This window comes from Herbiconiux daphne (assembly GCF_024979295.1).
GTDB lineage: Bacteria > Actinomycetota > Actinomycetes > Actinomycetales > Microbacteriaceae > Herbiconiux > Herbiconiux daphnes.
Genome location: NZ_JANLCJ010000002.1, coordinates 470021 through 493882, shown reverse-complemented (window position 1 = coordinate 493882; position 23862 = coordinate 470021). Strand labels below are relative to the sequence as shown.

Below are 23862 nucleotides of genomic sequence, written 5' to 3'. Positions count from 1 at the left end.
ACGCCGCGGCAGGCGGGCATATTGCGGCGGACGCGACTTGGGGAGTCAAATAGCCAGACACCTATCGAAGGAGATAGTCATGGCCCGATCGACCTATCCCGACGTCGACATCCCCGCCAAGAGCGTCTACGAACTGCTGTTCGCCGATCTGGCCGACGTCGATCTCGACCGGGTGGCCCTCGTCGACGGCAGCTCGGGCGATGAGACGAGCTTTCGCCAGCTCATCGCCCAGATCGACGCGCTCGCCGGCTCGCTCGCCGCGCGCGGGCTCGCGGTGGGCGACACCGTCGGCATCCTGTGCCCCAACATCCCGGCCTTCGCCACGGTCTTCCACGGGGTGCTCCGCGCCGGCGGCACCGCCACCACGATCAACTCGCTCTACACCGTGGGCGAGATCGCCAACCAGCTGAACAGCGCCGAGGCGCACTGGCTGTTCACCGTGTCGGCCCTGCTGCCCCAGGCGGCCGAGGCGGCGGCGGCGGTCGGCATCGCCGACGACCATCTCGTGGTGATCGACGGCGCCGACGGGCACCCGGCGCTGCGCGACCTGCTCTTCGACCGCGCCGCTCCGCCCGACGTGCAGTTCGACCCGGCGACCCACGTGGCGGTGCTGCCCTACTCGTCGGGCACCACCGGCCACCCGAAAGGGGTCATGCTCACCCACCGCAACCTCGTGGCGAACGTGCTGCAGTGCGAGGGCATCATCCCGCTCACCCGCGACGACCGCGCGCTCGCCGTGCTGCCGTTCTTCCACATCTACGGCATGTCGGTGCTGCTCGACTTCGCCCTGCTGAAGCGCGCCGGCCTCGTGACCATGCCGAAGTTCGACCTGGCCGAATTCCTGCGGGTCACCAGCGAGCACCGCTGCACGTGGGTGTTCATCGCTCCGCCGATCGCGGTCGCCCTGGCGAAGCATCCGCTGGTCGAGGAATACGACCTCTCGGGCGTCAAGGTCATCTTCTCCGGTGCGGCACCGCTCGACCGCGCGCTCGCGGGCGCCGTGGCCGAGCGCATCGGCTGCACGGTGTGCCAGGGCTACGGAATGACCGAGACCAGCCCGGTCACCCATGCCATCCCCGTCGCGGAGTCGGGCATCGACCGGTCGTCGATCGGCCGTGCCGCGCCGAACACCGAGTGCCGGGTGGTCGACCCCGAGACCGGGCGTGACGTCGAGGTGCCCGAGCAGGGGCCGAGCGCTCCGGGGGAGCTGCTCATCCGTGGCCCGCAGGTCATGCGCGGCTATCTGCACGACGAGGAGGCCACCCGGCACGCCATCGACGACGACGGCTGGTTGCACACCGGCGACATCGCGACCGTCGACTCCGACGGCGTCTACGCCATCGTCGACCGCCTCAAAGAGCTCATCAAGTACAAGGGCTACCAGGTCGCTCCCGCGGTGCTCGAGGCCGTGCTGCTGTCGCATCCGGATGTCGTCGACGCCGCCGTGATCGGCGTGCCCGATGACGACGGACAGGAGGTGCCCAAGGCCTTCGTGGTGCGCCGTGCCGAGGGCGAGCTCGACGAGGCCGTGCTGATCGCGTTCGTCGAGGAGCGCGTCGCCCCGCACGAGAAGGTGCGGATGGTGGAGTTCATCGACGTGATCCCCAAGTCGACCTCGGGCAAGATCTTGCGCAAAGACCTGCGGTCGCGGGTGGGGCGGCACGCCGCCGTCGGGTGAGCGGGGCGGGCGATCGCGGCGCGGCGAGCGGGCGCCCGTCGTCGGCCGCCCGTGGTAGACCGGAGACATGACCCTCGACTACCGGCCCGAGCACCTCGATCTGCTCGACACCGTTCCGCTCTCACCGGGCAGCGTGATCCAGACCGAGGGGGTGGCCTACGACGAGTCGGGTGCGCCGCTCGACGGCCTGCTGGTGTGGGATGCCGCGGCCGACGGCCCCCGCCCCGGGGTGCTCGTGCTGCACGACTGGACCGGCGAGGGCGAATACGTGCGCACGAGGGCCCGGATGCTCGCGCGACTCGGCTACGTGGCGTTCACCGCCGACATCTACGGCACCGGCATCCGCCCGGTGAGCGACGCGGCGGCCGAGCAGGCTCATGCGTTCTACGCCGACCTGCCGTTGCTGCGCGAACGGGTGCGCGCCGGCTTCGAGGTGCTGCGCCACGACCCCCGGGTCGACCCCGAGCGCATCGCGGTCATCGGCTACTGCTTCGGCGGCTCGGCGGCGGTCGAGTTCGCCCGAACGGGGGCGGCTGTCGTGGGCACGGTCTCGTTCCACGGCGGTCTCATCACGCACGAACCGGCGGATGTCGCGGCCATCGCCGCACCGCTGCTGGTGCTCACCGGCGCGGCCGACCCGGTGGTGCCCGACGCCGCCGTCGTCGCCTTCGAAGACGAGCTGCGCACGGCGCCCGAGCTCGACTGGCAGATCGTCTCCTACAGCGGGGCGCCGCACGCGTTCACCCTGCCGTCGACACCGAACTACCGGCCGAAGGCCGACCGGCGCAGCTGGGTGGCGCTGCAGCAATTCCTCGCCGAGGTCTTCGGCTGAGCGCTGGACCCACGGGCACGCCCGTGACATTGTGGACGGTGTACACATTCGTGACACCAGGCAACGAGAGGAACCGACATGCTCACCACCGGCAATTCATTCAGCGGCTTCAGCGTCGACGACATCGAGGCGGCGCGCGTCTTCTACGGTGAGTCGCTCGGCTTCGCCGTGAAGCTCAACGACATGGGCATCCTCGAGATCACGCTGCCCGGTGGGGCGCCGTCGATCGCCTATCAGAAGAACGACCACGCGCCGGCGACGTTCACCGTTCTCAACTTCGAGGTCGACGACATCGACCGCGCGGTCGACGAGCTCGTGGCCGCGGGCGTGACCCTCGAGCGCTACGAGGGCATGCCGCAAGACGACAAGGGCGTGCTGCGCGGCAAGGCACAGAACAGGGGGCCCGACATCGCGTGGTTCCTCGACCCGGCGGGCAACATCCTGTCTGTGCTGTCGAACTGAGCGGGAGCGGCCGGGGCGTCGGCGTGCCGGGAGCACCCGGAGCGGCCGGGGCTTCGATGCGCCGGGGCGTCTAGAGCGTCTTGCGCAGCTCGATCGACACCGGGTCGACGATGTCGTCGAAGTCGCGGTGGCGCTTGAGGTAGCCCACCATGAAGGGGCAGACGGGCACCGCGCGCAGGCCCGCCTCGCGCACTTGGGTGAGCGTGTCGAACATGAGGGTGCTGCCGTAGCCGTGGCCCTCGAACGCCGGGTCGATCTCGGTGTGCAGGAAGACGCGCTGGTTGCCGCGATCGGTGTAGACGGTGTGTCCGACCTCGGTGCCGCCGACCCGGATGACGTAGCGGTGGTCGCCCGGTGTGTTGACGACCTCGGGCGTCACGGTCTCGTTCTCTTCGCTCATCTCACCAGCGAACCAGACCGGGCCGGCAATTGCGAGCGCGAGGGTGGGGTCAGGTGGGCCACACACCCGACGATCCGCGTCGATGGCTGCCGACGAGGTGGGTGTCGATGAGGCCCACCGCCTCCATCAGGGCGTGCATCGTCGTGGGCCCGACGAAGCGGAACCCCTTGGCCCGCAGGGCTTTCGCGAGAGCGATCGATTCGGGCGAGGTGGTCGGGATGTCGGCGAACGACTCCGGCCGGGGAGTCTGCGCGGGCTGGAACGACCAGATCAGCCCGGGCAGCCCTCCCGCGGCATCCGGATCGCTGCGGAGGGCCACGGTCGCCCGCGCGTTGCCGATCGTCGCCGTGATCTTGGCGCGGTTGCGGATGATGCCGGGGTCGGCGAGCAGGCGGTCGACGTCGGCGTCGCCGTAGAGGGAGACGGCGTCCGGATCGAAGTCGTCGAAGGCCGCGCGGAATGCGGGCCGCTTGCGCAGGATCGTCGCCCACGAGAGCCCCGACTGGAACGCCTCGAGACTGAGGCGTTCGAACAGTCCGCGCTCGTCGCGCACCGGCATGCCCCACTCGGTGTCGTAGTAGTTCCGCAGCAGCGGGTCGACGGCTGCCCACGCCGGCCGCGCCAGGCCGTCGTCGCCACGCACCACGTCATCCACACCCTCTAGTATTGGGGAAGTAACTGAAGCGGAGGATTGAGATGAACGTGCTCGCGGCAATCGGAGCGATTCTGCTGTTCCTCGTCGGAATCTTCCTGTTCGGCATGTTCTCGAACGCCTGGGTGTTCTTCGGCGGCATCCTGTGCGTCTCGGCGTCGCTGTTCCTCGCGTTCTCGGTGCTGCCGACGCAGCGTCGCCACTGACCCGGCTAGCTGCTTACGCGGGCTGGCTGCTGACGCCGGCTGGCGACTGACCCGGTCGGTTGCTGACGCGCGGCCCAGTGCCCGTGGTCGTCACGCGCGGCTGACGACGACCTTGCCGATGCTGCGCCCCGACTCCACGATGCGGTGCGCCTCGCGCAGCGACGCGGCGTCGAACGGCGTCAGCGTGCGGCTGAGCGTGCTGCGGAGCGCCCCCGACTCCACGAGCTCGGCCACCGTGTCGAGGATGCGGTGCTGCTCGACCATGTCGGGCGTCTGGAACGCCGACCGCACGAACATCAGTTCCCAGTGGAACGAGAGCGCCTTCCGTTTCAGCGGGGTCACGTCGAGCGTCTGAGGGTCGTCGATCGCCACGATCTGCCCGAACGGCTTCAGCACCTCGACCAGCATCGGCAGGTTCTCGTCGGTGCGCTGGGTGCTGAACACCCAGTCGATGCCGTCGGGCGCGATCGCGGCGAGTTGCGGCGGCAGCTCACGACTGTGGTCGACGACGTGGTCGGCGCCGAGCCCCAGGAGCCAGTCACGGGTCTCGTCGCGGGATGCGGTGCCGATCACGGTGGCCGACGTGATGGTCTTGGCGAGCTGCACCACCATCGAGCCGACTCCGCCCGCGGCTCCGATCACGAGCAGCGTGCCCCGCGTGTCGCGGGTGAGCCGCAGCTTCGACACGAGGCCCTCCCAGGCGGTGAGCGACGTCAACGGAAGAGCGGCGGCCTCCGCGAACGACAGGGTGCGGGGCTTCCGCCCGACCAGCCGCTCGTCGACCGCGTGCAGCTCGGCGTTCGCGCCCGGCCGGCCGCTGCTGCCGGCGTAGAACACCTCGTCACCCACGGCGAACAGGGTGACGTCGTCGCCCACCTCGACCACGGTTCCGGATGCGTCGAACCCGAGCAGTCCGTCGCCCGTGGGCTCGGCGCCGGCACGTCTCTTCACGTCGGCGGGGTTCACCGAGACGGCCTCCACCGCCACCAGCAGGTCGTGCGGCCCCACTCCGGGCCGGGCGAGCTCGAGGTCGACGAAGCTGCCGGGGCCGTCGACGGGGGTGGGTTTCGTGTAGACGATCGCGCGCATCTGCTCAGCCGAGCTCGTCGAGCGCCTTGTCGATGCGACGCCGGCGGGTCGCATCCGTCTTCGCGCCCTCGACCGAGAGCACGATGCGCTTCTGGTTGCTGAACGACAGCGCCGCGAAGGCGGCTGCCGCGGTGCTGCTGGCCGCGAGCGCCTCGGCGAGATCGGCCGGCACCTCCACCTCGCGGGGAGCGTCGTCGACCACCACGTCGACCTCGATCTCGTCGCCCGCCGCCACACCCGCTCCGGCGCGGTTCTCGGCGCTCAGCGCGATCAGGAACCGGCCGGTGTAGAACACGATCGAGCTGCGGTAGTGGTAGTCACCGATGGTGACCACCACCGGGATGCGCTTGCCGGCGTCGAGGGCCTCGACGACTTCGTCGGGAACGGGGATGCCGGTGGCCGTCTTGCCGCTGGCCAGGATCGTCGAGCGAAACTTCATGTGCAAAGTATGCGGGTGCGGCGTGAATGGCGCCACGGTTTGACTTCGAGTGCGCTCGAAGTTCTATCGTTGCGACCATGACGATCACCGAACAGGGCCTGTCGATCGCGCAGGTCGCCGAACTCGTCGGAGTCTCGGCGCACGCGCTGCGCTACTACGAGCGCGAGGGGTTGCTGCGCAACCCGATCGAGCGTGCGTCGTCGAGCCATCGCCGCTACACCGAGGCCGACGTGAACTGGGTGCGCTTCGTCACGAAGCTGCGCTCCACCGCGATGCCGATCGCGCGCATCAAGGAGTACGCGGCGCTCGCCCGCCAGGGCGACGCGACCCGTCAGGCGCGTCTCGACCTGCTGCTGGTGCATCGCATGAGTGTCGTCGCCCAACTCGAGGAGATGACCAAGAGCCTGGCCGCGATCGACTACAAGATCGCGACCTACGAAGAAAGGACCGCTCAGCAATGAAGCACATCACCCTCGGCCGTCAGAGCCCCCTCGACGTCTCGCAGCTCGGACTCGGCTGCATGGGCATGTCGGCCTTCTACACCGGTGCCGGAGTCGATGAGGCGGAGTCGATCCGCACCATCCACCGCGCCATCGATCTCGGGGTCACGCTGTTCGACACAGCCGAGATGTACGGACCTTACGAGAACGAGATCCTGCTCGGCAAGGCCCTCGGCGGCCGCCGCGGCGACGTCGTGGTGGCCACGAAGTTCGGCACCCTGCGGCACCGCACCGACGACTCCTACGGTCTCGACGGCAGCGCCGAGAACGTGCGGCTCGCGGTCGAGGGATCGCTCCGCCGTCTCGGCACCGACTACATCGACCTCTACTACCAGCACCGCATGGACCCGTCGACCCCGATCGAAGAGACCGCCGGCGCGCTCGGCGAGCTCATCGACGAGGGCAAGATCCGGCACTACGGCCTCTCCGAGGCGGCGCCCGAGACCATCCGCCGCGCCCACGCGGTGCGCCCGGTGACGGCGCTGCAGACCGAGTACTCGCTCTGGACCCGCGACCCCGAGGCCGAGATCCTGCCGACCGTGCGCGAACTCGGCATCGGTTTCGTGGCCTACTCGCCGCTCGGCCGGGGATTCCTCACCGGCGACATCCGGTCGCTCGACCAGCTCGACGAGAGCGATTTCCGGCGCAACAACCCGCGGTTCGAGGGCGAGAACCTGGCCGCGAACATCCGCATCGTCGAGGTCGTCGATGCCGTGGCGACGGAGGTCGGCGCCACCCCGGCACAGGTCGCGCTCGCCTGGCTGCTCGCCCAGGGAGACGACATCGCGCCGATCCCGGGCACGAAGCGCGTCTCGCGCATCGAGGAGAACGCGGCGGCGGCGGATGTCGTGCTGACGCCCGAGCAGCGCGACCGGCTCGGAGCAATCGCCCCGGCGGCCGGCGACCGCTACGCCGACATGACCCCGCTCAACCGCTAGCGCGGCGCCCTCCCGCTAGCGCCCTCGCACCCTCACCGTCACCCTCGCGAGTGGGCACTTTCGGCGCCACGGCGTCGCCGTTGGCGCCGAAAGTGCCCACTCGGCGGGGGTCGGGAGGGTGCCCGGGCGGGGTCAGGCCGCGATGCCCCGGGCGTCGAGGGCGTCCTGCACGATGGTGAGGCCGTCGAGGCCGGGCATGCGCGCGATGTGGGCGTCGATCTTGGCGGCCTCGCGGCGGCCGTCGGGCCCGCCCATGAGGTGGCCCATCACGTGCTTGACCTCGGCATCCGTCATCACGCCCGAGCCCACCGGGCCCCAGAAGTTCTTCAGGGCGAAGCGCGCGAGCACCTGCGCCTTCTTGCTCTTCGCCAGACGCTCACGGGCCTGGGTGGCATAGAACGCCACGTGCCGGGCCTCCTGCTTGGCGATGCGCCGCAGCAGTTCGGCGAGCACGGGATGCGCCTCGAGGTCGGCCAGGCGGTTGTAGGCGGCGACCGCCGACCACTCGTTCGCCGCGCCCCAGATCATGTGCACGGCGATGAAGCCCGAGCCCACGATGTTGCCGAGCAGCGACTGCTTCACCGGATCGAGGCGGTCCTTCCAGCCGAGCTTCAGGCGGGTGGCCTTGAGCTCGTCGAAGTCGACGATCACGTCGTGCTCGGCCAGCACGGCCGCGAGGGCCTCGCCGTGCCAGAACTCCTCGCGGTTCCACATGGTCATGAAGGCGGTGACGTCTTCGTCTTTGTGCGAGGGTGTCACGAGCATGTCCCGCAGGTAGCAGACGGTGTGGTATTCGATGTCGCACATGTAGCGCAGGCTCCGCAGGGTGCCCTCGGGCAGCGGGTGCTCGCGGAAGTCGGAGAAGTCGAGATCTTGCCAGGCGACCTTCGTCGAGGTCTCGGTGTACTTGTCGATGTCGAATGCCATGGGAATGTCGGTCGTGTCGGCTCAGCCGTTCGACCGGTCTCCTTCCTCGGGTGCGGATGCCGTCGCCTTCGTCGCGGGGTCGGGCAGCAGGCTCAGATTAGCGGGTGCGACTGAACGTTCGGATGAACGTCTGGTCCAGTCCTCCACCGTCCACTTGGTTCGTTGCGCGTGCCGATACAGTTCGGTGTCGGGGTTGACCACGGTGGCGTTTCCCAGCAAGCCGAGCCAGGCGACATCCGCGAGGCTGTCGCCGTAACCGTAGGACTGCGTGAGGTTCGCGCCGTGCTGGGCCGCGTATTCACGCAGCCACGCCGCGCGCGCCTCGTCGACCAGCGGGGGAGTGGCGAGGTAGCCCGTCATCACGCCCTTCGAGGCGTGCATCTCGCCGGCCACGACCTCGTCGAAGAACGCCGCGAACGGCTCGGCGGCCGGGCGGATGGCGCCGGTGACCAGCACGGTGCGGTGACCGGCCGCGCGGTGCTGCGCGACGCGGTCGAGCGCATCCGGAATCGCCCGCGACAGCATCGCGGCGCCGAACCGGCCCTGCACGAGCTGCTGCAGGTCGCTGACCCGGATGCCCTTGTAGCGGCGCATCAGCGTGCGGATGAACTCGCCCCGGTCGCGGTGCTCGGCCCGCAGGTATTTCGGCACCGAGAGCATCAGGCTCGCGAACTCCTGCGGCCACTGGGCCTTCGGAATGAGGCCGAGCCGCACCCAGAGGTACTGCTCGACCAGGTTCGACTCCACGACCGTGCCCTCGAAGTCGAACACGGCGAGCACGTCGCTGCGCACCGGGAGGGCCCGTTTCGCGCGGGCGCGGCCGGCCGGTCGGTTCGCGTAGGCCTTGGTGAGGCCTGTGATCGAGGGGAAGTGGATGTTCTGGAAGTAGTCGTTCCAGTCGATCTCCACGACGTCGAAGCCGCGATCGGCCACGAGATCGGCCGGGATCGTCTGGTTGAGCGCGTGCGCGTTGCGGTCGTCGAAGATGAGCTCGGTCTGCACGTAGGCCCGGTAGAGCTCGGTGAAGTAGCGCAGCTGCTCGAGCCCCCGCTGACGCTGGTGCAGCGAGTGGGTCCACTGCCGGGTGCGCTTCGTGGAGGGCAGCCGGGCCACGGCGTTGTCGGCGGATGCCGCGATGCGCTCCTGCGTGCGCAGGGTGCGCTCGAGCGACCGGCCGCCCGGGAACCGCCACGACGGCACCTGGATCGGACCGTCTTCGTGCGGCATGGGGTTGGTGGTGAAGAACTCCTTGACGTTCTCGTACATGCGGTGGAACGGCAGCGGATTGCGGGCGCCCGACACGATCTGGTAGTACTTCGGCTCGTCGACCGGCGCCGGGGTTACGGCGGCGGCGAGGATCGCGTTCACCACGAAATCGACCGGGATGACGTCGAGGATGGAGTCGGGCACGCCCGGGAACTCGGGCAGCTGCCCGCGGCCGTAGGCCATGATCAGGGGGTCGGCCACCTTGAAGCCGTCGAGCCAGCCGGGGAACGGATGCCGCAGGGCGCTCTCGATGATCGAGGGGCGCACGATCGACAGGCGGTGCCCGGCGGTGCCCCACAGCTCTTCGGCGGCGCGCTCGGCGAAGGCCTTGGTGAGCGTGTAGACGTCGGTCCAGCCGAGCGACTCGGCGCGGATGCGGCCGTAGTCGACCAGGCGGGCGTTGACCCACTCGATGCGTGCGGCCTCGGCATCCTGAGCCACCGCCTGCGGGCCCACCTTGCCGAGCTTGGCGCGCGAGGAGGCGAGGATCGGCCGCAGCACCTCGGGCTGGCGCGAGGCCATCTCGACCCGGCGGCGCGCCGAGCGCGCCGCGTAGTTCTCGGCCCGCCAGTCGATGTCGTGCTCGAGCGGCGCCTCGAGCGAGACGCCCTTGCGCATGCCGCCCACGTAGGCGGTGGAGACGTGCACGACGTGCGGGTCGCTGCCCGAGGCCAGCAGCGCGCCGTAGATGCCGGTCGCGCCGTCGACGTTGGTCTGGAAGGCCTCGTCGATCGGCGGGTCGAACGACACCGTCGAGGCGCCGTGGATCACGACGTCGATGTCACCGGGAAGCTCGCCCGGGTTCGCGAGGTCACCCTGCACCACCGAGATGCGCTCGCGCAGGGCCCGCGCGACCTCGTCGTCGCCGACGCTCTCGCGCCATGCCTTGAACACGGGCTTCTTCAGCAGCGTGGTCAGTCGCGATTCACCGCTCGCGCTCGACTTGGGGCGGATGAGCAGCGAGATGCGGGTGTCGGGATGCGACGAGAGCAGTCGTTCGAGCACCGCCTGCCCGACGAAGCCTGTGGCTCCGGTGAGCAGCACGTGCGAGGAGCCGAGCGAGAACTCCGCGTCGGCAGGAGGCGTCGCCGGGTCGATCGGGGTGGAGTCGGTCATCCGTTCGTTCCGCCTTTCGTGTCGTGAGGGTTCGTGGGGGTCGTGTCGCGCGAGTTCGTGTCGCGGGGGGAGGCAGCGAGTCTATGGGTCAGGCCGGCCACCGCGCGGCCGACCCGGCGGCCCCAGGCGCGTGCGCGGGTGCCCGAGGTGCCGTTCAGCGCCGAACCGCGGGCGTCGCGCACGAGGTGCAACGAGGCGAGGCCCGGAAGAGCGCGCACCTGCGCATCGATCGTCTCGGCGAGCCGGCCGTCGAGCAGCGACGCATAGAAGTCGGCCGTCTCGCTCTTCGCCAGACTCGCCGCGCCGATCGGCCACGAGGTCTTCGGCAGGCTGCGCCGGGCGAGGCCCTGGGCCCGCGGCGAGTCGGCGAGGCGCCCGATGGTCTCGGGCTCGACGAACGAGCGGTGCCGCTTCTTCACCTCGAGCACGCGCTCGAGCAGCGACACGAGCTCGGGGTGCGGGTCGAGCTGGGCGAGTCGCGTGTAGGCCGCTTCGGTGATCCACTCGTCGACCGTCACCGAGGCGAGGTGCACGCCCACGATGTCGGGGCCGATCGAGTTGGCGCGGAACGATTCGACGATCGGGGTCGCGCGTTCGGCGATCTCGAGCGCGATGGTGCGGAAGCGGGAGAGATCCTGGATGCCGGTCGGGTCATAGCCGTGGGCTTTCACGATCACCTCGAAGGCGTCGGCGATCCAGTACTTCTCGAACGCCCAGGTGGTGAGGAAGGCGGTGACCCGGGCGTCTTTGTGGGTGGGGGTCACGAGCACGTTGCGCAGGTAGGTCATGGTCGAGCGCTCGAGCTCGCGCAGATAAGCGAGCAGGCGCACGGTGCCCGGGTCGAGCGGATGCTCGGCGAACGCGGCGAGATCGATCTCCGATCGGTGGCTGCCGACGGCCGTGCGGGCGAATTCACGCACACTGAACCGGTCGGGAGATCGATCTTCGATTGCCATCGTGTGTTCTCCGGTCAACGGAATCCCTTCGCGCTGGCGGTGGACGTGAGGTGTGGTGTGGGTGCGCACGTCTGACGCTACGCACTCCGTAGCGTATCCTAAGCATCATGGCGACGGCTCTGGTGACCGGTGGCACATCCGGTATCGGTGCCGCATTCGCTCGTGCGCTCTCCCTGCGCGGGTACGACCTCGTGCTGGTGGCGCGCGACGAATCCCGGCTCCGCGCGATGGCCGACGAACTCGGTCGCGACGGCGCCGCGCGGGTCGAGACCATCTCGGCCGACCTCGCCGTGCGCGCCGACGTCGAGCGCGTCGCCGAGCGGCTCTCGTCGACCGACGAGCCGATCGACTTCCTCGTCAACAACGCCGGTTTCGGCATCCACGGTTCCCTCATCGACGAAGACACGTCGCTGCAGGAGAACGCGATCGCCGTCATGTGCGTCGCCGTCCTCCTGCTCGGCGCGGCGGCCGGGCGGGCCATGAAGGCGCGCCACAAGGGCACCATCCTCAACGTCTCGAGCGTGGCGGGAACCATCGCCACGGGCAACTACTCGGCCGTGAAGGCCTGGACGACGGCCTACACCGAGTCGCTCGCCGTCGAGCTGCGCTCCACGAACGTGCAGGTCAGTGCCGTGCTGCCCGGCTGGGTGCGCACCGAGTTCCACGATCGCGCCGGCATCCGCACGAAGTCCATCCCGAACGTGCTCTGGCTCGATGCCGACGACCTGGTCGAGGAGTGCCTCAGGGATGTCGCCCGCGGCAAGGTGCTCTCGGTGCCGTCGGCGCGGTTCAAGGTGCTCATCTTCTTCACCCACCACCTGCCGCGACGCGTCGTGCGCTGGGTGTCGGGCCGCATCTCGTCGAGCCGCAACAAGCCCGTCGAGACGGGGGCGGCGACCGCCGGAGAGCAGAAGGCGACTCGATGACCGACAAGCATCCACACCTGATCCGTGCGCCCAAAGACCGCTTCACCTCGGGCGTGATGGCGGGCATGCGATTCGTCGCCCAGCGGATGCTGCTGAAACCGGTGGTCTGGTCGATCACCCGTGTGAGCGTGCGCGGCCACGAGGCGGTCAAGGGCGTGCACGGCGCGTTCATCGCCGTCGCCAACCACTCGAGCCATCTCGACGCGCCGCTCATCATGTGCGCACTGCCGCGCCGGCTCGGGCGTTACCTCGCCGCCGGTGCCGCGGCCGACTACTTCTTCGACATCTGGTGGCGGCGCATCCTCACCGCCCTCTTCTTCAACGCGTTCCCGATCGACCGCACCGGCACCGCCGCCCGTCAGGGCGTGTCGAAGAAACTGCTCGGCCGGGGGGTGCCGTTGCTGGTGTTCCCGGAGGGCACGCGATCGAAGACGGGTGCCATGGCAGAGTTCAAGGCCGGTGCCGCGGCGCTGTCGATCTCGTGCGACGTGCCGTGCGTTCCGGTCGCGCTCGTGGGGGCGTCGCTCGCCATGCCGCGAGGGCGCAACTGGCCCATCCCGGGTCGCCCGCCCGTGGCCGTGATCTTCGGCGAGCCCATGCTCAGCCTGCCGGGCGAGACGCCCGACCAGTTCTCCGCCCGCATCCAGCGGGAGGTGCGGCGCCTGCACTCCAGTGCCGCCGCCACCGATGACATCCCGGCTCTGCCGGTCGCCACGACGAAGTCGTCGAACAGGAACATCTCGAAGGGAGCCGCATGACCGACGTCAAGCACATGAAGTGGTGGGGCTGGGGAGTCGAGGGTGTGGGCTTCCACTTCGAAGACAAGCCCGACTTCGTGCCGTTCGTGCAGAAGGCGGTCGCCCTCGACGTGCGCACGCCGCCCGTGCCCCCGCTCTCGTTCGACCAGCTGACCGTGGCGCCGCCGCGGCTCTCGCCGTCGTTCGAGGCCGAGCTCGTCGCCATCGTGGGCGAGGACAACGCGCACACCTCCGACGAGGTGCGCGTGGTGCACACCTACGGCAAGTCGATCCGCGACCTGCTGCGCATCCGCCGCAACGAGATCGCGCGCGTTCCCGACATCGTGGTCTACCCGGCCGACGAGTGGGACGTGCAGCAGATCGTCGACGCGGCGGTCTCCCAAGGCGCCGTCATCATCCCGTTCGGCGGCGGCAGCAACATCGCCGGCAGCCTCGAGCCGTTGCCCGACGAGCAGCGCACCATCGTGTCGCTCGACCTCGGCCGGCTCAACCAGGTGCTCGAGATCGATGAGGGATCAGGCCTCGCCCGCATCCAGGCCGGCGCCCAGGGCCCCGACATCGAGGAGCAGCTGGGTGCGAAGGGCTGGACGCTCGGTCACTTCCCCGACAGCTTCACCCACTCCACGCTCGGCGGCTGGGTCGCCACCCGCTCCTCGGGCATGCAGAGCGACAAGTACGGCGACATCGCCGACATCGCGCGCGGGCTCCGGATGGTTCGCCCCGGCACCGTCGTCGAGCTGCGACCCCTGCCGTCCACGTCGACCGGCCCGTCGGTGCGCGAGATGATCATCGGCTCGGAGGGGCGCCTCGGCGTCATCACCGAGGTCACGGTGCAGGTGCACCGCACCCCCGAGGTGCGCGAGGTGCAGGCCTACTTCTTCCCGAACTGGAAGGCCGGGCTCGCGGCCATGCACGAGATCTCGGAGTCCGACGCGTCGCCGTCGGTCACTAGGGTGTCGGATGCCCGCGAGAGCGGCTTCTCACTCGCCACCCGCAAGGCGTCGAAGGGCGTCACGGGCGCGGCGCAGAGCGTGCTGATGTCGGTGCTGAAGCGCCGCGGCTGGGTGCTCGACGACATGTGCCTGTCGTTCATAGGCTACGAGGGTGCGGCGTCGCACGTGTCCTACGAGAAGAAGCTCGTGGGCGCGATCGTGAAGAAGCACGGCGGCATCGGCGTCGGCAAGGGCCCCGGCGCGCTCTACGACCAGAAGAAGTTCGACACGCCCTACCTGCGCGACTTCCTGCTCGACCGCGGAGCGGCAGCCGACGTGTCGGAGACCGCGGCGCCCTGGTCGCGCCTGCAGGAGGTCTACGACACCACCGTCGCCGCGGCGCAGCGGGCCTACGACGCGCTCGGGGTGCACGGCTGGATCATGTGCCACCTCTCGCACTCCTACCACTCGGGCGCATGCCTCTACTTCACGTTCGCGTTCGTGCACGGTGACGACCCGATCGCGCAGTACGAGGTGGTCAAATACTCCATCCAGCAGGCGTTCCAGGATGCCGGCGGCACCCTGTCGCACCACCACGGCGTGGGCGTCGAGCACGCCCCGTGGATGGAGCAGGACATCTCGGCCGGCGGCGTCGCCCTCATCCAGGGCCTGTTCGACTCGGCCGACCCGCAGCACCTGTTCAACCCGGGCAAGGTGCTCGGTCCGGTGCAGTTGGGCAAGGCCGACGTGGAGCTGCTCGTGGAGTCCACCGACGCCAAGCGCGCGGTGCCGGCGCCCGCCGAGCACTAGGGGCGCGGGGCCGCGCGCTCGCGCGCGTGAACACCGTCGTCGGCTCAGGCGGGTGCCGGCGGGGTGGGTGCGTCGGCGGCATCCGGAGTCAGAGCCGGCCAGAGCAGGGTGAGCAGGCGGTCGGCCCACTCCTCGTCGGGTTCGCCGCCGCGGATGACGTGACCCACCGCCGACCCGAGCAGCACGCTCACGACGAGCTTCACGTCGAGTCCGGCGCGCAGGTCGCCGCGGGCGACCGCCTCGTCGAGAAAGGCCACGAGCTGGTGGCTGCGCATGCGGATCATGTCGCGCAGCTGATCGGTGAACGGCGCGTCGTCGTCGATCAGGATGGCGGCGACCGTGCCGCGGCCCACGATGTCCTGCACGCGCACGCGCGCCTGCCCGAGCAGCCAGTGCAGGGTGTCGTAGGTCGACAGCCCCGTCGGCAGGGTGACCTCGGTGGTGGCGGCGTCGATGGCGGCCACCAGCAGGGCTTCGCGGTCTTCGTAGCGGCGGTAGATCGTGGTCTTCGCGACTCCGGATGCCGCGGCCACCGCCTCGACGTTCACCCCCGCCGGACCCCGGTCGCGCAGCAGCTGGAGTGTGGCAGCGACGATCCGCTCGTCAGCCCCCGGGAGGGAGTGGTCGACTTCGCGGTCGGGCATGGTTCGAGTGTATCGAGGAGTGGTGGGGCTGGCTGGGCTGCTGGCTGCCGTGGGCGCCGTGCTGCGCGCGGCGTCCACGGGGCGCGCCGCCGCTTCTGCGGCGCGCCGCGGCACCTGAGCGCGCGGTCGCTGGCGCGGCCACGCGCTCAGCCTGGGTCGTCGGGTAGGGCCCGTTGCGTGCGCTGCCGTGCCGCCCCCGCCCCGGAGCACCGCGCCCTTTCCGCGAGAAGTCACTTTTCGTTGCAACTGCCCCCTCCAACCACCCAAAAGTGACTTCTCGGCGGAGGTGGAGTTGTGGCACCATCCCACCCACCACCGCACCCCGCGCGCGAGAAGTCACCATCTGTTGCAAATGTGACCCGGGAGCAACGGAAAGTGACTTCTTGGGAGTGCTTGGGTGCGGGGGCGCGAGCTGCTGGGCGCTCCTAGACGACCCAGGGTGAGCGCGTGGCCGCGCAGCGACCGCGCGCTCACATGTTCCGGCGCGCCGCAGAGGCGGCGGCGCGCCCCGCCGCAGCCGCGCGAAGCACGGCCGCGGCGGCAGCTAACACGGCCGCGGCGGCAGCTAGCACACCCGCGGCGGCAGCCACCACACCCGCGGCGGCAGCCAGAACGTCTCTCACAGCCCCCGGTCGACCATGTCGAGCAGGCGGTCGGTCGCGAAGGCGATCATGTGGTCGTCGAGGCCGCGGAGGGGGCCGTCGATCACGAGCATGCCGAGCCCGTGCACCGCGGCCCACGCGAGGAACTCCGCGTTCTGGCGGCGTTCGGGCGGAAGAACCCCGGCGGCGACCAGGGCGTCTAGCGCGCTTCCGACGAGCTGGAACGGGGTGCGTCCCCGGATGCCGGCCTTGCGCGGTTCGGCAGCGCTCTGAAGGTTGTCGGGCACCGAGAAGGCGGTGCGGAACAGTCCCGGTTCTTCACGCGCGAAGGCGATGTAGCCGAGTCCGACGGCGCGAAGCTGCATGCGTGCATCGGCGACGGTATCGCCGGTGGCGGGATGGGCGTCGAGTTCGGTTTCGATGCGGTCGGCGACCAGCCCGAGGCAGGCATCCGACACCGCCTGCAGCAACGCGTCGCGATCGGCGAAGTGGCGGTAGGCCGCGTTGGGCGACACTCCCGCCCGGCGGGTCGCTTCTCGGAGCACCACCGCGGCGGGCCCGCCCTCGCGGGCCATCTCGACGCCGGCCGCGAGAAGCGCGCCGCGCAGGTCGCCGTGTCGGTAGGTGGTGCGACCATGAACTTCAAGATCGTCACTCATGAAGGCCTTCTGACTGAACGAGGGGCGACTGGACACGGGCTCCAGACGCCTGGCAGGGTTGACGGGTTGCTGTTGTGGACAGTGTACACATGGGCGATGGGGCCGAGAGCGGCCGCATCGAGGGAGCGGGTCGACCGCCGACCGGGGAGGAGGGGCGCATGACGGCGCCACGGGCACTGCGGCCGTTCCTGGTGCGCCAGTATCGGGTTCTCATCGTCGCTCTCACGTTATCCCTTTTCGGGGAGGGAGTCTGGCTGGTCGCCATCGTGTGGCAGGTGATCGAGTCGGGCGGGGGCCCGGCCGACCTCTCGCTGGTCGCGACGGCGTCGAGCGTGGGCCTCATCGCGGCGGTGCTGTTCGGCGGGGTCATCGCCGATCGCGTGCCGCAACGCAGCATCTTGGTCGTGGTCGAGTCGACGAAGACCGTGGTCATCGCCACGGCGGCGGTGCTCGCCCTCACCGGAACCCTCGCGCTCTGGCACCTCACACTGGTGGCGCTTGTGCTCGGCCTCGCGAGCGGCTTCTTCTATCCGGCCTACTCGGCGATGCTGCCGTCGGTGCTGCCGGCCGACGACCTGCTCGCGGCCAACGGGGTCGAGGGAGTGCTGCGCCCTGCCGTGATGCAGGCGGCCGGGCCCGCGGTGGCGAGCGGGGTGATCGCGGTGTTCTCGCCCGGCGCCGCGTTCGCGGTGGTCGCCGGGTAGCAGTTGCTCGCGGTCGCGGGCGTGGCCTTCCTGCGCCCGATGGCGTTGCGGCGCGAGGTGGTGCCGTCGCAGCATCCGGTTCGCGGTGTCTTCGTCGACCTGCGCGACGGGTTCCGCTACATGGGGCGCACCCCGTGGCTGCTCGGAACGCTGCTGTTCGCGAGCTTGCTGATCCTCGTCATCATGGGGCCGATCGAGGTTCTGCTGCCGTTCGCCGTGCGCGACCAGACCGGTGGCGGCGCGGGCGCGTTCGCCGTGGCGCTCGCGGCGTTCGGCATAGGGGGAGCGGCCGGGTCGATCCTGGTCGCGTCGTTCCCGCTGCCGCGCCGCTACCTCACCGTGATGCTGCTGCTGTGGGGTGCCGGCAGCGCGCCGCTCGCGGTGATCGGACTCACCTCACAACTCTGGGCGATGGTGATCGCCCTGTTCGTGGTGGGCTTCACCTTCTCGGCCGCGACCGTCATCTGGGGCACCCTGCTGCAGCGCCGGGTGCCGCCCGAGATGCTGGGCCGCGTCTCGAGTCTCGACTTCTTCGTGTCGCTCGCCTTCATGCCCATCTCGATGGCCATCGCGGGCCCGGTGGGTGAGGCGGTCGGCATCGCGCCCGTGTTCCTCGTGGCGGGGATCGTGCCGATTCCGCTGGCGATCATCGCGATCCTGGCCGCCAGGATGCCCCGCGACGAGCTCGCGAACCCCCTGCGTTCCTAGCCCCACGAGTTGCGCCGAAGTGCCCACCCGCGGAGCGGGGATGGGCACTTCGGCGCAACTCAACGAGAGGGGGAGGGGGAGGTGGCTACTCGCCCGCGATCGCGTTGAGCACGAGGACGGCGGCGTCGTTGGCGCCGATGGCGTATTCGTTGGTCTCGTCTTCGGCGCAGAGCTGGCCGGTGGCGATGTCCTCGATCTCGGTGAGCAACGCCCGCGCGTCGCGCAACTCGGTCTCGAGGGTGACGGCGACCGTCGCGCGCTCAGACTGGAGCGCCATGAGCGAGTCGCTCAGATGCTCGCGGTCTTCGAGCGAGATCGCTGCGTCGGACAGCGCGCGGTCGCGCTCGTCGGCGAGGATGCCGATCTCGGTGCGCGCCTCGCGGAGTTCGATCTCGAGATCGGCCACGCGAGCGCGCGCGGCGTCGAGCGCCGCCGCCTGATCCGCGGCGTCGCTGGTAGCCGAGGAGCGGCCCGGTGCCTCGGAGAAGGACTCGTCCGATCCCACCGTCTCCGCGAACGGCGAGGGCGCCGCCACCGTGGCCGAGGCCGCGACCGCCGCGCCGCCCGCGGCGAGAGCCGCGGCATCCGTCGCCTCGTTCTGCTCGCGCAGACGATCGAGCTCGGAATCATTCGTTGCCGTCACCCGCTCGAGCGCCGACTCGTGCTCGGCCCGCACCGACTCGATCTCGGCCGCGTGCGCGGCCCGGAGCTGCTCGATCTCGGCTTCGTGCGCCGCGGCGACCTGGTCGTTCGCGGCGGCCTGCTCGGCCTGCAGGTGCGCGGTCGACGCCTCGTGCTCCGCGCGCAGCTGCTCGAGCTCGGCGGCATGCTCGGCCCGAAGGGTCTCGTCGTGCGCGCGCAGCTCGTCGGACTCCGACGCGTGCCCGGCCCGCAACTGCTCGGTCTCAGCGGCGTGCGCCGAGGTGAGCTGCTCGACCTGGGCGGCGTGGGCGGCCCGCAGCTCGTCGATCTGCACCGTGTAGGCACCGGTGAACTGCTCCACCTGGCCCGCGTGGGCGACGGTCAGCTGCTCGATCTGCGCGGTGTGCGCCGAGCGCACCTCGTCGAGCTGGGCCGCGTGGGCGGTCTGCAGGCCCACGATCTGGGTCTCGTAGCCCGCCGCCGCCGACTGCTGCTCGTCGGTCAGCCGGGCGGTCGTCGCGGCCAGCTCGGCCTGCAGCCGGCCCGTCTCGTCGGTCAGCTGCGCCCGAAGTCGGCCGGTCTCGTCGGCGAGCTGCGCCTGCAGCGCGGCCGTGTCGGCGGCCAGGCGCTGCTGCAGCTCAGCCAGCTCCGACTCGCGCTGGCGCAGCGCGGCGGTGGTCTCGTCGAGGCGGGCCTGGGTGTCTTCGTAGCGAGCGGTCATGTCGGCGAGCTGGGCGGAGGTCTCGGCGAGGCGACGCTCGGCATCCGTTCGCGCGTTGTCGCGCACCCGACGGTCGTCGATCACGAGCCCGAGCTGCGACCGGATGATCTCGAGCGGATCGCTCTCACCCTCGACCTCCTCGACCGGCACGACGACGGGCGGCTCGTAGGCCGGGTGCGCCGTCGGGTCGACGAAGTGGTGCCGGTAGAGCTCGTCGACGATGGTCTCGTAGCGCTCGCGGAACTCGGGGGTGCCGATCTTCAGCGACGCGTTGACGAAGCTCAGCGCGGTTCTGTCGCGCCCGGTGAGCTGGTATTCGGTCGTGGTGGCGTCAGACATGATGCTCCTACTGGCCTCGCGGTTCGGGGTACCCACCGCTCGTCGTCGCGGGGGTCGTAACCAAGGTTAGTAGTCGTCCCTGACACCCCGCAGCCGTTCCATCTCGCGGCGGTCGCGTTTGGTCGGGCGCCCGGTTCCGCGATCGCGCACGGGCACGAAGGCGACCGAATCGCGGGGCGGTGGCGGGGGAGTGAGGTCGATGAAGCACTCCGCCGCGGCCGTCGCCGATCCGCGCTTCACGGCCAGCCGGCTCACCTTCAGGATGCGGTCGAACCCGCTGATGCGCGCCCGCACCTCGTCGCCCACGCGCACGTTCTGGGCCGCCTTGACCCGCTCGCCGTTGAGGCGCACGTGCCCGGCCCGGCACGCGGCAGTGGCGAGCGAGCGCGTCTTGTAGACCCGCACTGCCCACAGCCAGCTGTCGACGCGCACCGAGCCTTCCGAAACCATGCCCACAGCCTCGCACATCCGGCCGATCGCCATTTCGGGAGGAGGAGAAGGGAAGCACCCCGCCTGGGGTCCTGCTTCGCTTCTCCTCCTCCCGAGTCCTCCCGGACTCCTCCCGAGTCCTCCCGAATCGGCCCGAAACGACCTCACGCCACCGCCTAGGCTGGGCGGGTGCCCGCATCCGCCTTCCCCTCCCGCCCGGCGATGCCGCATCCTTTCGATCCGGACGCCGCCTACGAGGCGTTCTCCGAGTGGGCCGCCGATCGGGGCACTCCGCTCTACCCCGCGCAGGACGAGTCGATCGTCGCCATCGTGTCGGGCGAGAACGTCATCCTCTCCACCCCCACCGGCACCGGGAAGTCGCTCGTCGCCGTCGGGGCGCACGCGGTCGCCCTGGCCCAGGGCATCCGCACCTATTACACGGCGCCCATCAAGGCGCTCGTCTCCGAGAAGTTCTTCGACCTCGTCGGCATCTTCGGCGCCGAGAACGTGGGCATGGTCACGGGCGACTCGTCGGTCAACGCCGACGCGCCCATCATCTGCGCGACCGCCGAGATCCTCGCCAATCTCGCGCTGCGCCACGGCCCCGACACCGAGGTCGGCCAGATCGTGATGGACGAGTTCCACTTCTACGCCGAGCCCGACCGCGGCTGGGCCTGGCAGGTGCCCATCCTGTCCATCCCGGGCGCGCAGTTCATCCTCATGTCGGCGACCCTCGGCGACGTCGAGTGGCTCGCCACCGACCTCTCCCGCCGCACCGGCCGCGAGACCACCGTCATCACGGGGGTCGACCGCCCGGTCCCGCTCACCTACCACTACGCCACCACGCCGATTCAGGAGACCGTCGAAGAGCTCTTGCAGACCAACCAGGCACCGGTCTACATCGTGCACTTCTCGCAGCTCGCGGCGGTCGAGCGGGCCCAGGCCCTGTCGAGCATCCGGGTGGCCAGTCGCGAGCAGCGCGACGAGATCGCCGAGCTGATCGGCCCGTTCCGGTTCACGACGGCGTTCGGCAAGACCCTGTCGCGTCTCATCCGCATGGGCATCGGCGTGCACCACGCGGGCATGCTGCCGAAGTACCGCCGCCTGGTCGAGCGCCTCGCCCAACGCGGCCTGCTCAAGGTGATCTGCGGCACCGACACCCTCGGCGTCGGCATCAACGTGCCTATCCGCACCGTGCTGCTCTCGGCGCTGACGAAGTTCGACGGCACCCGGATGCGCCAGCTCACCGCCCGCGAGTTCCACCAGATCGCCGGTCGCGCGGGCCGCGCCGGCTACGACACGGCCGGCACCGTGGTGGTGCAGGCGCCCGAGCACGAGACCGAGAACCTCAAGGCGCTCGCGAAGATGGGCGACGACCCGAAGAAGCGCCGCAAGTTCATCCGCAAGAAGGCGCCCGAGGGATTCGTGTCGTGGGGCGAGCCGAGTTTCGAGAAACTCATCGCCGCCGAACCTGAGCGCCTCACGTCGCACATGACCGTGACGCACGCCATGGTGCTCAACACCATCGCGCGCGGCGGCGACGTCTTCACGAGCATGCGCTCGCTGCTCGAAGACAACCACGAGCCCCGCCCGCGGCAGCGCGACCTCATCCGCCAGGCCCTCGCCATCTACCGCACCCTGCGCACGGCCGGGGTGGTCGAACAGGTGACGGATGCCACGACCGGCGACACCGTCATCCGGCTCACCGTCGATCTGCAGCCCAATTTCGCCCTCAACCAGCCGCTCTCGCCCTTCGCCCTCGCGGTCTACGACCTGCTCGACGAGAACTCGCCGACCTTCGCCCTCGACGTCGTGTCGGTGACGGAGGCCATTCTCGACGACCCCCGGGCGGTGCTCTCGGCGCAACAGTTCGTGGCGCGCGGCGAGGCGGTGCAGGCGATGAAGGCCGAGGGGCTCGACTACGACCAGCGCATGGACCTGCTCGACGACGTCACCTACCCGAAGCCGCTGCTCGGCCTCTTGAGCGAGGCCTTCGACACTTACCGCGCCTCGCAGCCCTGGATCGGCGACTTCGACATCTCGCCGAAGTCGGTCATCCGCGACATGTACGAGCGGGCGATGTCGTTCGGCGAGTACATCGCGTTCTACCGGCTCGCGCGGTCGGAAGGGCTCGTGCTGCGCTACCTCTCCGACGCCTACCGCACCCTGCGCACCACGGTTCCCGACGAGTTCAAGAACGACGACCTGCTCGACCTGATCGAGTGGCTCGGCGAGCTCGTGCGGCAGACCGACTCGAGCGTGCTCGACGAGTGGGAGGCGCTGATCAACCCCGACGCGGTGGCCGCCGCCGCCGCGCACGAGGCGGAGGACGACGCGATCGTGCCTCCCGCGCCGCGCCTGCTCACCTCGAACCCGCGGGCGTTCCGCATCCTGGTGCGCAACGAGCTGTTCCGCCGGGTCACGCTCGCCGCCCGGGAGGCGTGGGACGAGCTCGGCGAGCTCGACGCGGCATCCGGATTCGGCGCCGACCGCTGGGCCGAGGCGATGGACGCCTACTACGACGTGCACGACTCGGTCGGCATCGGCCCGCACGCGCGCAGCGCCGCCCTGCTCATCCTCGACGAGGGCACCGAGGTCTGGCGCGCACGTCAGATCTTCGACGACCCGGCCGGCGACCACGACTGGGGCATCTCGGCCGAGATCGATCTCGCCGCCTCGAACGAGGCCGGCGTCGCCGTTCTGCGGGTGACGGCGGTCGACCAGCTCTAGGCGGGCTGCTCCTCGCGCACCCACCGCGTGAGCAGCAGGCTGCCGCTTTTCAGCAGGTGCGCCAGTCGCAGGCCACGGGGCATGGATGCCGCCGCGCGAGCCGTGGCCACCCGCGACCCCTTTCCGCCCTCGAGCACGGGGCTCATGCTGAGGCAGAGCTCATCGACGAGGTCGGCCGCGATCAGGTCGCCGAAGAACGACGGGCCGCCCTCGCAGAGCACCTGGGTGAGACCGCGGGAGGTGAGCTCGTGCACCACGACCGCCGCGTCGACGACGGTGTCGCCCGCGTCGACGATGGTGGCGACATCCGAGAGCCGGTCCCTGGCCTGCTGCGGCGCCGATCTCGCGGTGAACACGAGCGGCTTCGTCGCGGCCTTGGCGAACAGGTCGCTCGTGGGGTCGAAGTCGAGGCGGCCGCTCACGAGGGCCATCGCGGGTTGGGGTGAGAGGCCGGCATCCCGGCGCCATCCGTCGAATCGCGGTGCGACGGTCAGGGCGCCGTAGCCCTCGGCCCGCGCGGTGCCGGCCCCGACCAGCACGACGTCGGCCACGCCGCGCAGGGTGTCGAACACGAGTTTGTCGGCGGGGCGGCCGAGTCCTCCCGACCGGCCTTCGAGCGTCGCCGAGCCGTCGAGGCTCTCGATGAAGTTGACCCGCAGGTGCGGGGTGCCGCGGTCGGCGGGCGCGTAGAGGGCGAGCAGATCGTCGCCGGTGAGGCCCGCCGGTGCGGCTGCGGCTGCCGACGCGGTCGTCGGGTAGAGCATCTCGATCTCGTCGGGCATCGCTCGTCAGCTCCG

The 23862-nt window shown here is 70.2% G+C and carries 23 protein-coding genes and 1 pseudogene; 11 read left to right on the top strand and 13 right to left on the bottom strand.

The genetic code is table 11. The annotated features are described in order from the left end of the window. Positions 1-79 precede the first annotated feature (79 nt). From N1032_RS07820 to N1032_RS07810, 3 genes are all read left to right on the top strand, one after another. The gene (locus N1032_RS07820) at positions 80-1678 is read left to right on the top strand and encodes an AMP-binding protein (RefSeq protein WP_259538461.1); all 1599 of its coding nucleotides are present in this window, start codon (positions 80-82) and stop codon (positions 1676-1678) included. 67 nt (positions 1679-1745) lie between these two features. Continuing rightward, positions 1746-2510 carry a dienelactone hydrolase family protein gene (locus N1032_RS07815; RefSeq protein ID WP_259538460.1) on the top strand — a complete coding sequence of 255 codons (765 nt, stop codon included), beginning with the start codon at positions 1746-1748 and terminating at the stop codon, positions 2508-2510. Positions 2511-2588: 78 nt separating this feature from the next. Next, on the top strand, positions 2589-2972 hold the full coding sequence (locus tag N1032_RS07810) for a VOC family protein (protein WP_259538459.1): 384 nt from the start codon (positions 2589-2591) through the stop codon (positions 2970-2972). A gap of 70 nt (positions 2973-3042) precedes the next feature. Here the strand turns inward: N1032_RS07810 and N1032_RS07805 are convergent, their stop codons facing one another. Both N1032_RS07805 and N1032_RS07800 read right to left on the bottom strand, forming a co-directional pair. Continuing rightward, a complete protein-coding gene (locus N1032_RS07805) occupies positions 3043-3372 on the bottom strand; it encodes a GNAT family N-acetyltransferase (protein ID WP_331485925.1) in 330 nt (109 codons plus the stop codon). Positions 3373-3421: 49 nt separating this feature from the next. Next, complete coding sequence (locus N1032_RS07800; protein WP_259538456.1) at positions 3422-4027, bottom strand: DNA-3-methyladenine glycosylase I; 606 nt, start codon at positions 4025-4027, stop codon at positions 3422-3424. Positions 4028-4068: 41 nt separating this feature from the next. Here N1032_RS07800 and N1032_RS07795 point away from each other — a divergent pair, with 41 nt between their 5' ends. Further along, the gene (locus N1032_RS07795; RefSeq protein WP_259538455.1) at positions 4069-4230 is read left to right on the top strand and encodes a hypothetical protein; all 162 of its coding nucleotides are present in this window, start codon (positions 4069-4071) and stop codon (positions 4228-4230) included. A 90-nt stretch (positions 4231-4320) separates the two neighbouring features. Here the strand turns inward: N1032_RS07795 and N1032_RS07790 are convergent, their stop codons facing one another. Both N1032_RS07790 and N1032_RS07785 read right to left on the bottom strand, forming a co-directional pair. Continuing rightward, the gene (locus N1032_RS07790; protein WP_259538454.1) at positions 4321-5319 is read right to left on the bottom strand and encodes a zinc-binding alcohol dehydrogenase family protein; all 999 of its coding nucleotides are present in this window, start codon (positions 5317-5319) and stop codon (positions 4321-4323) included. Positions 5320-5323: 4 nt separating this feature from the next. Next, the gene (locus N1032_RS07785) at positions 5324-5758 is read right to left on the bottom strand and encodes a YdeI/OmpD-associated family protein (RefSeq protein WP_259538453.1); all 435 of its coding nucleotides are present in this window, start codon (positions 5756-5758) and stop codon (positions 5324-5326) included. A 77-nt stretch (positions 5759-5835) separates the two neighbouring features. Here N1032_RS07785 and N1032_RS07780 point away from each other — a divergent pair, with 77 nt between their 5' ends. After that, positions 5836-6219: a MerR family transcriptional regulator gene (locus N1032_RS07780; protein WP_259538452.1), complete on the top strand. Its 384-nt coding sequence runs from the start codon at positions 5836-5838 to the stop codon at positions 6217-6219. Continuing rightward, positions 6216-7196: an aldo/keto reductase gene (locus N1032_RS07775; RefSeq protein ID WP_259538451.1), complete on the top strand. Its 981-nt coding sequence runs from the start codon at positions 6216-6218 to the stop codon at positions 7194-7196. The genes N1032_RS07780 and N1032_RS07775 overlap by 4 nt, the downstream gene beginning before the upstream one ends. A 132-nt stretch (positions 7197-7328) precedes the next feature. Here the strand turns inward: N1032_RS07775 and N1032_RS07770 are convergent, their stop codons facing one another. The 3 genes from N1032_RS07770 to N1032_RS07760 are packed head-to-tail and all read right to left on the bottom strand — an operon-like array spanning position 7329 to position 11461. Next, positions 7329-8123 carry a ferritin-like domain-containing protein gene (locus N1032_RS07770; RefSeq protein WP_259538450.1) on the bottom strand — a complete coding sequence of 265 codons (795 nt, stop codon included), beginning with the start codon at positions 8121-8123 and terminating at the stop codon, positions 7329-7331. Between the two features lie 21 nt (positions 8124-8144). Continuing rightward, positions 8145-10505: an SDR family oxidoreductase gene (locus N1032_RS07765; protein WP_259538449.1), complete on the bottom strand. Its 2361-nt coding sequence runs from the start codon at positions 10503-10505 to the stop codon at positions 8145-8147. Next, positions 10502-11461 carry a hypothetical protein gene (locus N1032_RS07760; RefSeq protein ID WP_259538448.1) on the bottom strand — a complete coding sequence of 320 codons (960 nt, stop codon included), beginning with the start codon at positions 11459-11461 and terminating at the stop codon, positions 10502-10504. Before N1032_RS07760 ends, N1032_RS07765 begins: the two co-directional genes overlap by 4 nt. A gap of 107 nt (positions 11462-11568) precedes the next feature. Here N1032_RS07760 and N1032_RS07755 point away from each other — a divergent pair, with 107 nt between their 5' ends. Genes N1032_RS07755 through N1032_RS07745 form a run of 3 tightly spaced genes read left to right on the top strand, consistent with a single transcriptional unit; the run spans position 11569 to position 14887 of the window. After that, a complete protein-coding gene (locus N1032_RS07755) occupies positions 11569-12387 on the top strand; it encodes an SDR family NAD(P)-dependent oxidoreductase (RefSeq protein ID WP_259538447.1) in 819 nt (272 codons plus the stop codon). After that, positions 12384-13145: a lysophospholipid acyltransferase family protein gene (locus tag N1032_RS07750; RefSeq protein WP_259538446.1), complete on the top strand. Its 762-nt coding sequence runs from the start codon at positions 12384-12386 to the stop codon at positions 13143-13145. Before N1032_RS07755 ends, N1032_RS07750 begins: the two co-directional genes overlap by 4 nt. Continuing rightward, complete coding sequence (locus N1032_RS07745; protein ID WP_259538445.1) at positions 13142-14887, top strand: FAD-binding oxidoreductase; 1746 nt, start codon at positions 13142-13144, stop codon at positions 14885-14887. Before N1032_RS07750 ends, N1032_RS07745 begins: the two co-directional genes overlap by 4 nt. A 44-nt stretch (positions 14888-14931) precedes the next feature. Here the strand turns inward: N1032_RS07745 and N1032_RS07740 are convergent, their stop codons facing one another. From N1032_RS07740 to N1032_RS07730, 3 genes are all read right to left on the bottom strand, one after another. Continuing rightward, entirely contained in the window at positions 14932-15531 is a 600-nt protein-coding gene (locus tag N1032_RS07740; protein ID WP_259538444.1) for a TetR/AcrR family transcriptional regulator, read from the bottom strand. 470 nt (positions 15532-16001) lie between these two features. After that, a complete protein-coding gene (locus N1032_RS07735; protein WP_259538443.1) occupies positions 16002-16154 on the bottom strand; it encodes a hypothetical protein in 153 nt (50 codons plus the stop codon). Next, entirely contained in the window at positions 16151-16792 is a 642-nt protein-coding gene (locus N1032_RS07730) for a TetR/AcrR family transcriptional regulator (RefSeq protein WP_259538442.1), read from the bottom strand. The genes N1032_RS07735 and N1032_RS07730 overlap by 4 nt, the downstream gene beginning before the upstream one ends. 158 nt (positions 16793-16950) lie before the next feature. Here N1032_RS07730 and N1032_RS07725 point away from each other — a divergent pair. Continuing rightward, positions 16951-18204 (top strand): annotated as a pseudogene (locus tag N1032_RS07725) (MFS transporter). An 85-nt stretch (positions 18205-18289) separates the two neighbouring features. On the opposite strand, the gene N1032_RS07720 reads toward N1032_RS07725, so the two are convergent. Next, a complete protein-coding gene (locus tag N1032_RS07720) occupies positions 18290-19906 on the bottom strand; it encodes a coiled-coil domain-containing protein (protein ID WP_259538441.1) in 1617 nt (538 codons plus the stop codon). Between the two features lie 66 nt (positions 19907-19972). After that, on the bottom strand, positions 19973-20356 hold the full coding sequence (locus tag N1032_RS07715) for an RNA-binding S4 domain-containing protein (protein ID WP_259538440.1): 384 nt from the start codon (positions 20354-20356) through the stop codon (positions 19973-19975). Between the two features lie 201 nt (positions 20357-20557). Here N1032_RS07715 and N1032_RS07710 point away from each other — a divergent pair, with 201 nt between their 5' ends. Next, positions 20558-23065, top strand: coding sequence for a DEAD/DEAH box helicase (locus tag N1032_RS07710; protein ID WP_259538682.1), 2508 nt, complete (start codon positions 20558-20560; stop codon positions 23063-23065). Here the strand turns inward: N1032_RS07710 and N1032_RS07705 are convergent. Beyond that, positions 23062-23847 carry a pyrimidine reductase family protein gene (locus N1032_RS07705; RefSeq protein WP_259538439.1) on the bottom strand — a complete coding sequence of 262 codons (786 nt, stop codon included), beginning with the start codon at positions 23845-23847 and terminating at the stop codon, positions 23062-23064. The genes N1032_RS07710 and N1032_RS07705 overlap by 4 nt on opposite strands. Positions 23848-23862 lie beyond the last annotated feature (15 nt).

Excerpts from the sequence above, each read along its gene's own strand:
- N1032_RS07795 (WP_259538455.1), top strand. The coding sequence starts at position 4,069 with ATGAACGTGCTCGCGGCAATCGGAGCGATTCTGCTGTTCCTCGTCGGA.
- N1032_RS07765 (WP_259538449.1), bottom strand. The coding sequence starts at position 10,505 with ATGACCGACTCCACCCCGATCGACCCGGCGACGCCTCCTGCCGACGCG.
- N1032_RS07755 (WP_259538447.1), top strand. The coding sequence starts at position 11,569 with ATGGCGACGGCTCTGGTGACCGGTGGCACATCCGGTATCGGTGCCGCA.
- N1032_RS07745 (WP_259538445.1), top strand. The coding sequence starts at position 13,142 with ATGACCGACGTCAAGCACATGAAGTGGTGGGGCTGGGGAGTCGAGGGT.
- N1032_RS07730 (WP_259538442.1), bottom strand. The coding sequence starts at position 16,792 with ATGAGTGACGATCTTGAAGTTCATGGTCGCACCACCTACCGACACGGC.
- N1032_RS07710 (WP_259538682.1), top strand. The coding sequence starts at position 20,558 with ATGCCGCATCCTTTCGATCCGGACGCCGCCTACGAGGCGTTCTCCGAG.
- N1032_RS07720 (WP_259538441.1), bottom strand. The coding sequence starts at position 19,906 with ATGTCTGACGCCACCACGACCGAATACCAGCTCACCGGGCGCGACAGA.
- N1032_RS07740 (WP_259538444.1), bottom strand. The coding sequence starts at position 15,531 with ATGCCCGACCGCGAAGTCGACCACTCCCTCCCGGGGGCTGACGAGCGG.
- N1032_RS07775 (WP_259538451.1), top strand. The coding sequence starts at position 6,216 with ATGAAGCACATCACCCTCGGCCGTCAGAGCCCCCTCGACGTCTCGCAG.
- N1032_RS07705 (WP_259538439.1), bottom strand. The coding sequence starts at position 23,847 with ATGCCCGACGAGATCGAGATGCTCTACCCGACGACCGCGTCGGCAGCC.
- N1032_RS07790 (WP_259538454.1), bottom strand. The coding sequence starts at position 5,319 with ATGCGCGCGATCGTCTACACGAAACCCACCCCCGTCGACGGCCCCGGC.
- N1032_RS07785 (WP_259538453.1), bottom strand. The coding sequence starts at position 5,758 with ATGAAGTTTCGCTCGACGATCCTGGCCAGCGGCAAGACGGCCACCGGC.
- N1032_RS07780 (WP_259538452.1), top strand. The coding sequence starts at position 5,836 with ATGACGATCACCGAACAGGGCCTGTCGATCGCGCAGGTCGCCGAACTC.
- N1032_RS07760 (WP_259538448.1), bottom strand. The coding sequence starts at position 11,461 with ATGGCAATCGAAGATCGATCTCCCGACCGGTTCAGTGTGCGTGAATTC.
- N1032_RS07750 (WP_259538446.1), top strand. The coding sequence starts at position 12,384 with ATGACCGACAAGCATCCACACCTGATCCGTGCGCCCAAAGACCGCTTC.
- N1032_RS07770 (WP_259538450.1), bottom strand. The coding sequence starts at position 8,123 with ATGGCATTCGACATCGACAAGTACACCGAGACCTCGACGAAGGTCGCC.
- N1032_RS07820 (WP_259538461.1), top strand. The coding sequence starts at position 80 with ATGGCCCGATCGACCTATCCCGACGTCGACATCCCCGCCAAGAGCGTC.
- N1032_RS07810 (WP_259538459.1), top strand. The coding sequence starts at position 2,589 with ATGCTCACCACCGGCAATTCATTCAGCGGCTTCAGCGTCGACGACATC.
- N1032_RS07805 (WP_331485925.1), bottom strand. The coding sequence starts at position 3,372 with ATGAGCGAAGAGAACGAGACCGTGACGCCCGAGGTCGTCAACACACCG.
- N1032_RS07715 (WP_259538440.1), bottom strand. The coding sequence starts at position 20,356 with ATGGTTTCGGAAGGCTCGGTGCGCGTCGACAGCTGGCTGTGGGCAGTG.
- N1032_RS07815 (WP_259538460.1), top strand. The coding sequence starts at position 1,746 with ATGACCCTCGACTACCGGCCCGAGCACCTCGATCTGCTCGACACCGTT.